General features: G+C 53.0%; 15 protein-coding genes. 5 read left to right on the top strand and 10 right to left on the bottom strand.

Annotated features, from left to right (window positions below; translation table 11 throughout):
- Positions 1–138: 138 nt before the first annotated feature.
- On the top strand, positions 139–651 hold the full coding sequence (locus tag ABD949_RS03085) for a DUF2480 family protein (RefSeq protein WP_345240442.1): 513 nt from the start codon (positions 139–141) through the stop codon (positions 649–651).
- Here ABD949_RS03085 and ABD949_RS03080 read toward each other — a convergent pair whose 3' ends face one another.
- Genes ABD949_RS03080 through ABD949_RS03065 form a run of 4 tightly spaced genes read right to left on the bottom strand, consistent with a single transcriptional unit; the run spans position 652 to position 4,181 of the window.
- Positions 652–1,227: a ribonuclease HII gene (locus tag ABD949_RS03080; RefSeq protein ID WP_345240441.1), complete on the bottom strand. Its 576-nt coding sequence runs from the start codon at positions 1,225–1,227 to the stop codon at positions 652–654.
- A gap of 4 nt (positions 1,228–1,231) precedes the next feature.
- Positions 1,232–2,251 (bottom strand): VWA domain-containing protein, encoded by a 1,020-nt coding sequence (locus ABD949_RS03075; protein WP_345240439.1) that lies wholly within the window; start codon positions 2,249–2,251, stop codon positions 1,232–1,234.
- A 3-nt stretch (positions 2,252–2,254) separates the two neighbouring features.
- Positions 2,255–3,265 (bottom strand): hypothetical protein, encoded by a 1,011-nt coding sequence (locus ABD949_RS03070; RefSeq protein WP_345240437.1) that lies wholly within the window; start codon positions 3,263–3,265, stop codon positions 2,255–2,257.
- Positions 3,266–3,314: 49 nt separating this feature from the next.
- Entirely contained in the window at positions 3,315–4,181 is an 867-nt protein-coding gene (locus ABD949_RS03065) for a DUF58 domain-containing protein (protein WP_345240435.1), read from the bottom strand.
- Positions 4,182–4,253: 72 nt separating this feature from the next.
- On the opposite strand from ABD949_RS03065, the gene ABD949_RS03060 reads away from it, so the two are divergent.
- Both ABD949_RS03060 and ABD949_RS03055 read left to right on the top strand, forming a co-directional pair.
- Complete coding sequence (locus ABD949_RS03060; RefSeq protein WP_345240434.1) at positions 4,254–4,625, top strand: DUF4296 domain-containing protein; 372 nt, start codon at positions 4,254–4,256, stop codon at positions 4,623–4,625.
- Positions 4,626–4,755: 130 nt separating this feature from the next.
- Positions 4,756–5,529 carry a polyprenol monophosphomannose synthase gene (locus ABD949_RS03055; RefSeq protein ID WP_345240432.1) on the top strand — a complete coding sequence of 258 codons (774 nt, stop codon included), beginning with the start codon at positions 4,756–4,758 and terminating at the stop codon, positions 5,527–5,529.
- A 23-nt stretch (positions 5,530–5,552) separates the two neighbouring features.
- On the opposite strand, the gene ABD949_RS03050 is transcribed toward ABD949_RS03055, so the two are convergent.
- The 3 genes from ABD949_RS03050 to ABD949_RS03040 are packed head-to-tail and all read right to left on the bottom strand — an operon-like array spanning position 5,553 to position 7,839.
- A complete protein-coding gene (locus ABD949_RS03050) occupies positions 5,553–6,461 on the bottom strand; it encodes an SDR family oxidoreductase (RefSeq protein ID WP_345240431.1) in 909 nt (302 codons plus the stop codon).
- Positions 6,462–6,498: 37 nt separating this feature from the next.
- Entirely contained in the window at positions 6,499–7,185 is a 687-nt protein-coding gene (locus ABD949_RS03045; RefSeq protein WP_345240430.1) for a peptidylprolyl isomerase, read from the bottom strand.
- Between the two features lie 27 nt (positions 7,186–7,212).
- On the bottom strand, positions 7,213–7,839 hold the full coding sequence (locus ABD949_RS03040; protein WP_345240428.1) for an ABC transporter ATP-binding protein: 627 nt from the start codon (positions 7,837–7,839) through the stop codon (positions 7,213–7,215).
- Positions 7,840–7,944: 105 nt separating this feature from the next.
- Here ABD949_RS03040 and purN point away from each other — a divergent pair, with 105 nt between their 5' ends.
- Entirely contained in the window at positions 7,945–8,538 is a 594-nt protein-coding gene (gene purN / locus ABD949_RS03035) for a phosphoribosylglycinamide formyltransferase (RefSeq protein WP_345240426.1), read from the top strand.
- A gap of 23 nt (positions 8,539–8,561) precedes the next feature.
- On the top strand, positions 8,562–8,930 hold the full coding sequence (locus tag ABD949_RS03030; protein WP_345240424.1) for a hypothetical protein: 369 nt from the start codon (positions 8,562–8,564) through the stop codon (positions 8,928–8,930).
- Between the two features lie 54 nt (positions 8,931–8,984).
- Here ABD949_RS03030 and ABD949_RS03025 read toward each other — a convergent pair whose 3' ends face one another.
- From ABD949_RS03025 to ABD949_RS03015, 3 genes are all read right to left on the bottom strand, one after another.
- The gene (locus ABD949_RS03025) at positions 8,985–9,218 is read right to left on the bottom strand and encodes a DUF4834 domain-containing protein (RefSeq protein ID WP_345240422.1); all 234 of its coding nucleotides are present in this window, start codon (positions 9,216–9,218) and stop codon (positions 8,985–8,987) included.
- Positions 9,219–9,305: 87 nt separating this feature from the next.
- A complete protein-coding gene (locus ABD949_RS03020) occupies positions 9,306–10,823 on the bottom strand; it encodes a M28 family peptidase (protein ID WP_345240420.1) in 1,518 nt (505 codons plus the stop codon).
- Positions 10,824–10,873: 50 nt separating this feature from the next.
- Positions 10,874–11,608 (bottom strand): DUF6503 family protein, encoded by a 735-nt coding sequence (locus ABD949_RS03015; protein WP_345240418.1) that lies wholly within the window; start codon positions 11,606–11,608, stop codon positions 10,874–10,876.
- Positions 11,609–11,614: the final 6 nt, after the last annotated feature.

The following is an 11,614-nucleotide window of genomic DNA, read 5'->3' as shown; positions in this document are numbered from 1 at the left end:
GCTGTCAGCAAACCGAGTAGCAACAGGAGATGAACAAGTCGCATGGAGAAGTAAGGCATAGCCAAATCTAAGGTCCTTCCGCTGTTTCACAAACTTTCCTGTCAGGCCTTACGTTGTCTGGACAGAAAGTCCGACAGTATGGAAACCGAACCTATTGTAAACCGCGTCGCCAAAAGCGGTCTCGTTACCCTCGATTTAGAAGATTATTACCACCCCGGCGAACGGGTTGTCTACGATCTGAAAGACAATCTGTATATGGGACTCATTCTGAAAGAAAAAGACTTCCGTGAGTTTCTGAAATCTCACGACTGGAGCCAGTATGCCGGCAAAAATGTAGCTGTAACCTGCACCGAAGATGCCATTATCCCAACCTGGGCCTATATGCTGCTAACGCTCCAGCTCCAGCCCTACGTCAATATGGTCGTGTTCGGCACCCTGAACGATCTGGAAGAAAAACTATATTTTGACGCCATTGCCCAAATTAAGCCCGAAGAGTACCGTGACGCCCGCATGGTGGTAAAGGGGTGCAGCAAAGTACCCGTACCTACAGCTGCTTATGTAGAAATTACCCGCCTACTAAAGCCGGTTGTCCAGACGCTGATGTTCGGTGAGCCATGCAGCACCGTGCCGCTTTATAAGCGGAAAGCGTGATTAGGCCAGCCGGAAGCTCATCCGGTGATAGTGACAGGGGCCGTGCTCCCGAATAGCCGCTTTGTGCAGGGGTGTAGGATAGCCGACATTCTGCTCCCAGCCGTAGTGGGGAAAATCCAGCGCCAGCTTTTCCATTAAATGATCGCGGTAGGTTTTTGCCAGTACGGAAGCCGCGGCAATCGACAGAAATTTGGCATCGCCTTTGATGATGCAGGTATGCGGAATCAGCGGGTAATTGACAAACCGGTTGCCATCCACCAGCAGATGCTCCGGTTGCACCGTAAGCTGGTCAACGGCCCGGTGCATGGCGAGGAAACTGGCCTTCAGGATATTGATGCGGTCAATCTCTTCGTTCGATACCTCCGCCACCGCCCAGGCCAGCGCATCCCGTTCAATATCGATTCGTAAGGCTTCCCGTTGCGTACGGCTTAGCTGTTTGGAGTCGTTCAGTACCGGATGGCCATAGTCCGGCGGCAGAATGACCGCTGCGGCCACCACCGGCCCAGCCAGACATCCTCTCCCTACCTCATCCAGCCCGGCCTCGCGGACATTTTCGTTGTAGTAAGCCCTAAGCATTAAGTTAGTCTTCCAAGATATTGCCAAAAATTGTGTTCTTCAGCAGCAGGGCGAAGAGGAGGAAGACCAGCGCCCAGTACAGGTAGACGCGGTAGTAGTCCTGAACATCCTGGTACACCTGCGTCCGCATGGGCGCTTTCTCCAGCCGGTTAATTTCGGCAAAAATGCGCTGGAGTTTGCGAACGTCGCCAGCCCGGTAGAAGCTACCCTCGCTGATGGAGGCTATTGTTTTCAAAATACCTTCATCCATCGTTTGTACGGCAACAGATGCGCTTTTGGGTGGCCGTCCGATAACAATCGTGTATACCTTAATGTCAAATGCCTTAGCCAGATGGGCGGCCGTAACCGGGTCCAGGCTACCGGCGGTATTATCGCCATCACTGAGCAGGATGACTACTTTACTCTTGGCACGAGATTCGCGCATCCGGTTAATGCAGCGGGCCAGCGCGTCGCCGATGGCTGTACCGGAGGTCCGGATAATGTGGTGATTGATTTGGTTCAGATACTGTTTCACCAGAGCGTTGTCGGTCGTGAGGGGGCATAGGGAGAACGCTTCGCCCGCGAAGATGACCAGACCGATGCGGTCGTTTTGGCGGTCGGCAATAAACGTCTGGGCTACCCGTTTGGCCGCCGTCAGCCGGTCGGGTTTCAGGTCTTTTTCGGTCATCGACGACGATACATCGATGGCCAGCATAATGTCGATACCCTCCGACTGGTTTTCTTTTTGCTCCCGGATAATCTGTGGCCGCGCCAGCGCCACCAGAATTAAACTTACGGCGATAAACGCACTCAGGGGCAGCAAATACCGCAGCCGGTTCAGAAGCGAATTCAGCAGATCCCGACGGGGTGAGGTGCGGGGTGAAAACGACAGACTAAGCCGCTGTCCGGCTCCCCGGTGCAGCAGGTATCGCAGGCCGAATAGCAAGAGTACCGTCGGAATAGCGTACAGAGCCAACGGATGATCAAAATGAAATTGCTGCCACTGGCTGGGTGTAAACCATCGTAATGAATACCAGGGGGTCATTCGCTATACCGGTTGAGTGGTGGCTGCCGGTTCTGGTACCGCAACAGGCGGGCTGGCAGGTGATGGAACCGGAGGAATTCTAGTGGGCGATAATGGTTTTATCTTCTCCCGGCGACGGTAGTACGCTTGCGTAGCTACGTCGCGCAACACCCGCAGAGCCGCCTGAGACTGGGGAGAGAACGTACCGCCGTACACCATGCGATCTACCTCTTTCAGGGCGTCGGCCAGCCGGTCATCGGCAATCTGTTCAACGATTTCCCGGGTTGTCAGCGACGTAAACGACTTGTTCTTGAGTTTCTGCAGGTAGATTTTCCACAACACGACCATTCGGTTGGCGGTGTCGGCGGCCGTATCCGGGTCCATGCCCCGAATAAGCCGGTTATACTCCTTCAGGAAGCGCATATGCCGCTGGTACAAAAGATACAGCGCCCAGTGGCGTTCAATGGATTTGCCGAAAATCGAGTAGATGATACCGGCTACCAGCGCGGTAATGAGCAGCGCCGTCAGCAGGTACGGGTAGTTTAGCTGCTGCTTCACAGGAGCTATGGTCGTTGTTGTAGCGAGCTGGAGCGTATCCAGGCGGCTGGTCTGTAGAGCCGAGCGAAGGAATACGGTATCCACCGAAGCCCACAAGGCCGTGCAGTCGGTAGCATTGACCAGATACACCGGCATTCGTAACAGATAGGCTGATGCGGTTCCAAACGAAATCAGGGTGTAAACCGCACTATCGAGGCTGCCGGTGGAATCCGTTCGGGTTGGGTAAACGTTCAATTCCCGAACGACAAACGGGGCAAACTGCCGGGCTGTATCCGGAAAGACAACCTCCTGGTGCGCCGGATGCCGCACACTCAGCGAGTACCGGAACGGACGCCCTACCTCAAATGAATCTGTGAGAAAGTAACCCACCGGCCGGGGAGTGGCAATAACCATACTGCTACCAGGCAGTTGCTGCGCGCAGAGCGATAGCGAAAGAAAACAGCCAAGAAGAGTAGTGAATACAAGTCTACGGTCCACAGGATAAAATTAGCAAAAAATCGGCTTACCGAGCCATTCCATCGGGCAACTATATATATTTCCGGATTCTGAACAACTCGACCAATTGCGGTACAAAGTCTTGTTGCGCATCCAGGGCGAGGTAATTGGCCTTGTATTGCTTACAGAGCCGGTCCAGCCGGGCGCGGTTTTGCTCAAAGGAGGTGCGCAGATTCTGACGCAGGCTGCGCGATGAGGTATTGATCCAGACAGTCCGGCGGCTTTCGGCATCGTAGACCGGAATGATGCCCAATGCCGGCAGATCCACCTCTCGTTTGTCATACATATGAATAACTACCAGGTCATGTTTGCGGGCCAGGGCCTTGAGGCTATGCTCGTACTGCTGGTCAATGAAATCGGAAATCAGAATGACCACGCTCCGGCGTTTCAGCACGTTAAGGGTAAACAGCAGCGCATCGTTGAGGTTGGTCCTGACCGACTCGGGTTTTAGCTTAAACAAGGTCATAATTAACTGGTATCCCTGCTTCAGTGTATTCGACGGTTTAATGTATTTCTCTTTCTGATCGGTAAAGCAGTACATGCCAACGTGGCTGGCTTCGCGAATGGCCGACATGGCCAGTACCCCGCAAACCTCCCGGGTCGTGTCCAGTTTAGAGCGACTCTGGCTGCCTACTTCCTGCGACGCACTGACATCGACCACAAAAAATACGGTCTGATCTTTCTCTTCCCGGAAAACTTTAACAAACGTACCATGGCCTTTAGAGGATACGTTCCAGTCAATGGCCCGTACATCGTCGCCGTACTGGTACGAACGCAGATCGCTAAACTCCAGGCCGGAGCCTTTGAAGACCGAACGAAAGCTACCCCGCATCTGTGAGTTAACAGCTTTACGGATGCGAATCTCAAAATTGCGGAGCCGGGCTAAAAATTCATCCATGCTGAGGAAGAAATACCGAACTTTGTCGGGATGCAGTTATACAAAACTAACGATGAAAACACCGGGATTGGCATGAACTGGATAAAAGTAATAAAGAGCCTGGTGTTGCCAGGCCTGCTGCTGGTCATCTGGAGTTGTCGGCCATCGACCGATAAAAAGCCGGCTAACCTGATACCCGAAGAAAAAATGGTCAACGTCCTGACAGATATTCACCTGGCCGAAGCGCAAGTCGGTAAGTTAGCGTTAGGCTCTCCCGATTCATCGGCGGTTGTTTACAAGCGTCTGGAGCGGGACATTTTCAAAAAGCACAAGATCGATACCACTACCTACAATCAGAGTTATACATACTACTCGTCCCGGCCGAAGCTGATGGAGCAAATCTATAAGCAGGTGGTGGAGAATTTACAGGATACAAAGGCAGACAGCACCGCCAAACCGATGTAGAAGTGGTTAAAAGATGTTAAAAAGGGTGTAAACTAAGCCGGAAAAAGTGCTATTTTGTGTCTGATAGGGTACTATCCCGGACCAAAAGTTGTTTTACTAATAGCGACACCATTAACGCGCTACCGTAATTGTGAAAGAGAGTTTAGTCGTCATTCCTACCTTCAATGAAATTGAGAACATTGAAGCCATTATCCGGAAGGTGCTGAGCCTGCCGGAACATTTTGATGTGCTGATTGTCGATGACGGGTCGCCCGACGGTACAGCGCAGTGCGTGCGTATGCTACAGGATGAGTTTGCGGGTCATCTGCACCTGCTGGAGCGCCGGGGCAAACTGGGTCTGGGCACGGCTTACATCGATGGCTTCAAATGGGGGTTGGCACGGGGATATCGCTACCTGTTTGAAATGGATGCTGACTTTTCGCACAACCCCGACGATCTGGTGCGGCTGTACAATACCTGCTCCCGGCAGGGTGCCGATGTGGCTATAGGCTCGCGCTACATTAAAGGCGTTAATGTGGTGAACTGGCCCATGGGGCGGGTGCTGATGTCTTACTTTGCCGGCGTATATGTGCGGTTTATAACCGGTATGCCTATAATGGACCCTACGGCCGGTTTTATCTGCTATCGGAGCGAAGTGCTGGAAACGCTCCTGCAAAATCCGATCCGCTTTGTTGGGTACGCCTTCCAGATCGAGATGAAGTTCTCCTGCTGGAAGTACGGTTTCACCCTCACCGAGGTGCCCATCATCTTTACCGACCGCACCAAAGGCGTGTCCAAAATGTCAACCCGAATCTTCAAAGAAGCGGTCATTGGCGTCATTCAGATGAAGATCCAGAGCTTTTTCCGGCACTACATTCCGCCAAAACGAACGGCGGAAGTGATTGCACCGGTAGAAGCAGCCTGAAACGTACCAGCGGTGGTTCGCCATTACGGCTTCAACTGCCCTGCCAACACCGCAATACCCTCCTCGAAACTGTGGGGCGCATAGCCGAGTACCGAGACTGCTTTGTCCAGAACAAAGCCCGTGCGGGGCGGCCGTCGGGCGGGTTGGGTAAAGGTAGAGGCATCGGCCTGGGCAATCAGGGATTTATCCAGACCGAAATAATCGGCGGTCATAATGGCCATTTCGTAGGGCGTCAGAAAATCTTTGCCGGAGATATTGAAGATACCTTCTGCCGCTTTATCGGCCATGAGCCAGCAGCCCATGGCGAGGTCTTCAGCCAATGTTGGAGAGCGCCACTGGTCTGTAACTACCTTAATATTTTTACCATCTTCCAGCGATTTTTTTACCCACAGAATGATGTTGCTGCGGCTCATGTCGTGGGCAATACCGTAGACCAGTACCGTGCGGGCGATCGCCCAACGGATGCCGGAGTGAATAACCACTTTCTCCGCAGCGTACTTGCTCCAGCCGTAGAAACTGATCGGATTGGCTTCGGCTTCTTCGCTGTACGGACCGGCTGCTCCATCGAAAATAAAATCGGTAGAGACGTGGACCAGGAAGGTATTATTGGCCCGGCAGGCTTCCACGAGGTATTCGACGGCTTGTACATTCTGTGCCCAGCAGTTGTCTTTCTCCGACTCGCACTGGTCAACGTTGGTCATGGCGGCCGTATGGATGATGACCTGCGGTTGGGTTTCGGCGATTACGTCCAGTACCTGCTGCCGGTCGGTAATGTCCATGGACCGGTAGGTATAGCCGTCGGTATAGGGCAGTCGATTGGTTCCTCGGGCGGTGGCGATCAGGTCCACGTTGGATTCCTGCGTGAGTAGGTCTACTAACTTCTGGCCCAGGAGTCCGTTGGAGCCGGTGATCAGTATGCGTCGTTTTTCCATCAGGTGTTGAGTGTTGCCTTGATACTTTATTTATAGTTTAATACTGGTAGCCGAACTGTTTGGTTATCTTTTTCTTCTTCACCCATTTACCTTCCATCGCCATACGAATATCCTGGTTGGGCCGGTCCATCGGACCTCGCGGTTGTTTGGCGATGCTGTCTATCACCGCGATGCCGTCAATTACCTGCCCGAATACGGTATAGTTTCCGTCGAGGTGGGGACTGCCGCCCAGGGTTTTGTAAGTTTGTTTCTGCTCGTCGGTAAAAGGTCGGCCGCTGCGGGCCATCTGCTTTTGCAGGTTTTCGTCATCCCACACCCGTCCCTGCACAATGTAGAACTGGCACCCGCTCGATGCTTTCTCCGGGTTGTTGTCACGGGCAGCGGCCACGGCTCCTTTTTTGTGGAACAGCTCCGGCATAAATTCAGCGGGTACTTTATAACCAATATCACCACTGCCCAGTGGCTGACCGGCTGCGGCCGAGCGGGAGTTAGGATCGCCCCCCTGAACCATAAAACCTTCAATGATGCGGTGAAATAACAGACCGTCGTAAAACTTCTGCTCCACCAGTTTGATAAAGTTCTCCTTATGCTTCGGCGTCTGGTTGTGCAGGATAAGGTGCATCATACCATAATCCGTTTTTAGCGTAACCAGATAATCTTTCTTCGACGGCTTCTGCGCAACGCTTAACAAGGGCAGCAGCAGGAGCAAAATGATTTTGGGCATACCGGTATAAGGACAGGAAAAAGGAGTTTACAATTGCACGCGGTTGGTAAAAATGTCTTTCAGGCGCTGGTCGTGCGTCACCACGATCAGGCTGGCACCAATTTGCTCGGACTGTTTTCGCAGTAATTCCACTACGCGGTTGCAGTTCTCGTCGTCGAGGTTGGACGTAGGTTCGTCGGCGAGAATAACGCCCGGATGATTCATAACGGCCCGTGCAATAGACACGCGCTGCTGTTCACCCTGGCTGATCTGCGTCGTTTTATTGCCAAGGTGATCGGCGAATCCCAGTTGCTGGGCCAGTTGTCTGGCCCGCTCCCGGTCCTGTGGCTTGTTGGCAAGGTAATTGGCCAGCAGCAGGTTATCCGTAACCGATAGGGAGCTGACAAAGTGTGGCTTCTGGTAGACAATGCCCACGTGGGCAGCCCGGAACGCGGCTGTTTCGGCGGGGTTGAGCCGGGTCAGGTCGGTATTGTTGATGATAACAGACCCACTCTCGGGCTTCAGCAGGAGTGCCAGCAGGTGGAGCAGGGTGGTTTTGCCCGTTCCCGACCGGCCCAGGATCAGTAACGCTTCGCGGTCGTTGCAGTGAATGTCCGGAAACGCAAATCGTTTGGTGGGTGTATACGAAAATGTCAGCTGTTGGGTGGTCAGCATAGAGGCAGAGTTAGCACATCGTCGGCGACGTTCCGGCAAAAATAAGTAAAAGTCGTAATTTCGCGGCAGCGGTCGAGTATCCGGCCCCAACCTAGCCGTTAAGTTGTGCGTAAACGTTCGATTGTCATTTTTGCCTCCGGCTCCGGCTCCAATGTCGAGAAAATAGCGGAGTACTTTGCCGACCGCTCCGATGTGGAGATCTCGTTGATTCTGTCGAATAACCCCAAAGCGGGCGTCATTGAGCGGGCCAGGCGGTATCATATACCGGTGCTGCTGTTTGACCGAACGGGTTTTTATCAAACCGATCAGGTCACCAGCCTGTTGCAGAAACAGGGAGTCGACCTGATTGTGCTGGCCGGCTTTATGTGGCTGATGCCGGTCCCGCTGGTGCAGGCGTTTCCGAACCGGATTGTCAATATTCACCCTGCGCTGCTGCCGAAGTTTGGTGGCAAGGGTATGTACGGGCATTTTGTACACGAAGCTGTAGTGGGGGCCGGGGAGACGGAGTCAGGTATCACCATTCATTTTGTGAATGAGCAGTACGATGAAGGCCAGGTAATTTTTCAGGCCACGTGTCCGGTCGAGCCGACGGATGATGCCGAGGCAGTAGCCCGGAAGGTGCAGGTGCTCGAACACCGGCATTACCCACGAGTGGTTGATGAGGTGCTGCAGCGGTTAGACTTACAATATGAACTATGAGAAGTAAACAGCTACTTGTCGTTATGGGTCTACTGATTGGATTGACCGGGTGTTTTCGGCCCGTTATTCCGATCTCTACGCACCCGCGTTATCCAATTGATATTTTTTACGAAAACGAGCGTCCCGACCGGCCTTTTACCGAAATCCAGGCGCTGGAGATGAAGGAGGAAACTCCGCTTAACCCTGTGCAGCGAACCAAAGACGGACGGATGGTGCAACGGGGTAAAAATATGCAGGAGAAGGAGTTGCTGCTGGCCCGTTTGTCGCTCCAGGCCAAGCGGCTGGGAGCCGATGCGCTGGTGAATGTTCGTTACAAATATTACACTTCTGCTACTACAAACGGCTACGTTCTGGAAGGCGTAGCTGTCAAATACCGACCGGAAACAGAATAACCCAAACGCAAAAGGGACAGCTTTCGGCCGTCCCTTTTGCTATATACCGTCTGGTTATTTCACTTCTTCGTAATCAACATACTCACCGCCCTGAATTTTGGAATCATTGGGGTTGGGGGGCACATTGTCCACACGAGTCTTTCCCTCCTGGCCTGGACGGGAGCGGGTCGTCTGCTTTTTCTGTTCCTTCACCAACTGGCGACCGACCAGCAGGTAAAACACAAACCGACGCACCGGCGGCACAAACACAATGATCAGGAAGGCGATGAATAAATACTTGATCAGCATGATATTATTCGTTTCTACTTTACAAACGTAACTAGTCTTAGAATAGTTTGCTTGTTTCAGGTTTGGACTCAGCCTGGAGCCTGAAACCTATAAACCATAAAGCACTTTAGCCGCTGGTTCATACTTATCACCGGCGGCCCATTTGGGACGGGTTGGCCGATCCGCAATCAGTCGGGCGGCATGGGTATAAGCCTGGCAGAATTTCAGCAGGTAATTAAAATCTATAGAATCCGGGTTATCGGCTACCCGGTGATAATACTTCATCAGCTCTTCGTTGAACGTCCGGAAGCCGGCCGAGAACGTCGGGGCCGGTACCCCTTTGATCGCAAAATTGACGTTATCCGACCGGTCGAATAATCCTTGCTCCGGAGCCGGATCACCTACTACGCTAAGGCCAAACGCTTTGGCCCCAGCTTCAATATCGGCTTTGGCACCGGTGCGGTCTAAGCCAATTACCGATACAATGGAGGTGTCGTTGTAGCCGGCATTGTCGATGTTCAGGTTAAAAATAGTTTGGTTCAGCGGTACCAGCGGGTGTTCGGCGTAGTAGCGGCTTCCTAATAAACCTACCTCCTCACCCGTCAGCGCCACAATAATGATCGAGCGTTTGGGTGGCTGTTCGCTAAAGGCTTTGGCCGCTGCGAGTAATCCGGCCACGCCCATGGCGTTGTCACGCGTACCGTTGAAAATGCTATCGGACTCACTGTAACCGGGGCTGCCTGGCTTTGCCACGCCAACGTGGTCGAAATGGGCCGACAGCATGACGTATTCATTTTTAAGTTTGGGATCAGTGCCTTCGATTATGCCGGCGACATTCACGGAATTAACAGGAGTCAAGGGCCGGCCCGACGTTTGCAGGCTCACTTTCTGCCCTGCTTCTTTTAAGGAACCCAGCTGGTTTTTGGCGTTATCGACCCAGATCGTAGGCAGGGATGATGTTTGGGTACCTCCTGCTGCCAGGGAGAGTTGCTCGCTGTTCAGCATCTGGGTCACATAGGCCCAGGGCATTGTACCGCTGGTGTATAGTTCGATCAAGGCTACCGCTCCTTTCTCGGCCGCGAGCCGGCGTTTCTGCTGCGAAGCGGTCAGCATACCACTGCCGGTTCCGCCATCGGATGAGCCAACCTGGGCTACCACAATTTTGCCTTTAACGTCGCGACCATTATACCCATCGGCTCCGTCGGTAAGGCCATAACCGATATAAGCCGTTTCTGTGTTCAGGTCTACCGGTGGGCCGGCTATAACCAGAAATTGCTTCCTGAATTCGAGGGGAGTACCGCCCAGCGTTAACGAGCCTGAACTGGCCGGCTTAACAACCTGTAAAGGTACGTTCTGGTAAAAATCGGTCTGGTTCGGCGCTGGTTTAAGGCCCAGCAACCGAAACTGTTCGGCAATGTAGCGGGCGGCCACCATGTTGCCCGGTTCTCCGGTCCGGCGCCCCCGAAGTTCATCGGAAGCCAGAAAACGAATATGCGCTTCTACGCTGGTGCGGGCTATGTTGGCTTCGGGTAATTTAGCGACTGATGATGTGGTTTTCGACTGGGCAAAAGCTCCGCTGGTGGTAGCCAGTATGGCCAGATAGAGGAGCGAGCGGTGTTTGTTCATGCGATGATTGAGAATGTCTTTGCGAAAGTAAGCTTTCTGCCTAACAAGTGCTATTCGACCCGGATGTTCTGCTGCTCAATGCGCGACAGCAGTTCGAGTTCGCCACGCTGGTATTTTTCATCGTAGCTGCCCACCGAGGTGGTATCATTTTTGTCTCCTTTGTAGTTGGCGTAGTCCTGAAACCGGATACCGCCAACCTCACTGGCTTTGATCGTCTTCCGAAACCTGGGACCTCCCTCACTGTAGGCGAGGTAATCCAGGGTGTTGTTTTTCTGATGTATCCAGTAGAAGAAAACATCTTCGTAATCTAGCCCTCCGCCTTCTTTCCTGAACGACACCTGGATCTTATGGTAAGGCTGACCGTCAACAATGCTTTCGCCGGCGTATTTCTTTATTACCGCCGGATCGTTCAGTTTATAAGGCAGCAGCACAAAATAGGCTACGGAGTTCACCGCTTCGTAATACCGCTTGTGCTGAACGGAGTCCAGGGTCTGCGGCTGTCCATTCACCAGGCGCTGCAGGCCTTCGTTTGAGAGCGTTTCCTGAACGCTCCGGCCGGCGGAGTCAGCATAGCTACGCTGGTACCGGAACCGGCCGTTTTGGTGCTCCAGCCGGATGTGGTATTGCCGGAAGTCGAAAGCTGCTTTAAAATCCTCGTAGCGCTTACCGCCGTGGGCATCAATAGCCTGATCAATTATTTTCTGAGGGTCAGGCTGAGTACTACAGGCTAGAAAGCCCAGCACTGAAACAGCAAAAGCAAAAAAGTTACGAGTGGTTTTTATCATATCAGG

Origin of the sequence: Nibrella saemangeumensis (genome assembly GCF_039541915.1) — a bacterium.
GTDB lineage: Bacteria > Bacteroidota > Bacteroidia > Cytophagales > Spirosomataceae > Nibrella > Nibrella saemangeumensis.
Note: the sequence above shows the minus strand (reverse complement) of the source record. Positions and strands in the feature narration are given on the sequence as shown.

Excerpts from the sequence above, each read along its gene's own strand:
- ABD949_RS03040 (WP_345240428.1), bottom strand. The coding sequence starts at position 7,839 with ATGCTGACCACCCAACAGCTGACATTTTCGTATACACCCACCAAACGA.
- ABD949_RS03075 (WP_345240439.1), bottom strand. The coding sequence starts at position 2,251 with ATGACCCCCTGGTATTCATTACGATGGTTTACACCCAGCCAGTGGCAG.
- ABD949_RS03085 (WP_345240442.1), top strand. The coding sequence starts at position 139 with ATGGAAACCGAACCTATTGTAAACCGCGTCGCCAAAAGCGGTCTCGTT.
- ABD949_RS03060 (WP_345240434.1), top strand. The coding sequence starts at position 4,254 with ATGAACTGGATAAAAGTAATAAAGAGCCTGGTGTTGCCAGGCCTGCTG.
- ABD949_RS03080 (WP_345240441.1), bottom strand. The coding sequence starts at position 1,227 with ATGCTTAGGGCTTACTACAACGAAAATGTCCGCGAGGCCGGGCTGGAT.
- ABD949_RS03020 (WP_345240420.1), bottom strand. The coding sequence starts at position 10,823 with ATGAACAAACACCGCTCGCTCCTCTATCTGGCCATACTGGCTACCACC.
- ABD949_RS03045 (WP_345240430.1), bottom strand. The coding sequence starts at position 7,185 with ATGCCCAAAATCATTTTGCTCCTGCTGCTGCCCTTGTTAAGCGTTGCG.
- ABD949_RS03050 (WP_345240431.1), bottom strand. The coding sequence starts at position 6,461 with ATGGAAAAACGACGCATACTGATCACCGGCTCCAACGGACTCCTGGGC.
- ABD949_RS03030 (WP_345240424.1), top strand. The coding sequence starts at position 8,562 with ATGGGTCTACTGATTGGATTGACCGGGTGTTTTCGGCCCGTTATTCCG.
- ABD949_RS03015 (WP_345240418.1), bottom strand. The coding sequence starts at position 11,608 with ATGATAAAAACCACTCGTAACTTTTTTGCTTTTGCTGTTTCAGTGCTG.
- ABD949_RS03065 (WP_345240435.1), bottom strand. The coding sequence starts at position 4,181 with ATGGATGAATTTTTAGCCCGGCTCCGCAATTTTGAGATTCGCATCCGT.
- ABD949_RS03025 (WP_345240422.1), bottom strand. The coding sequence starts at position 9,218 with ATGCTGATCAAGTATTTATTCATCGCCTTCCTGATCATTGTGTTTGTG.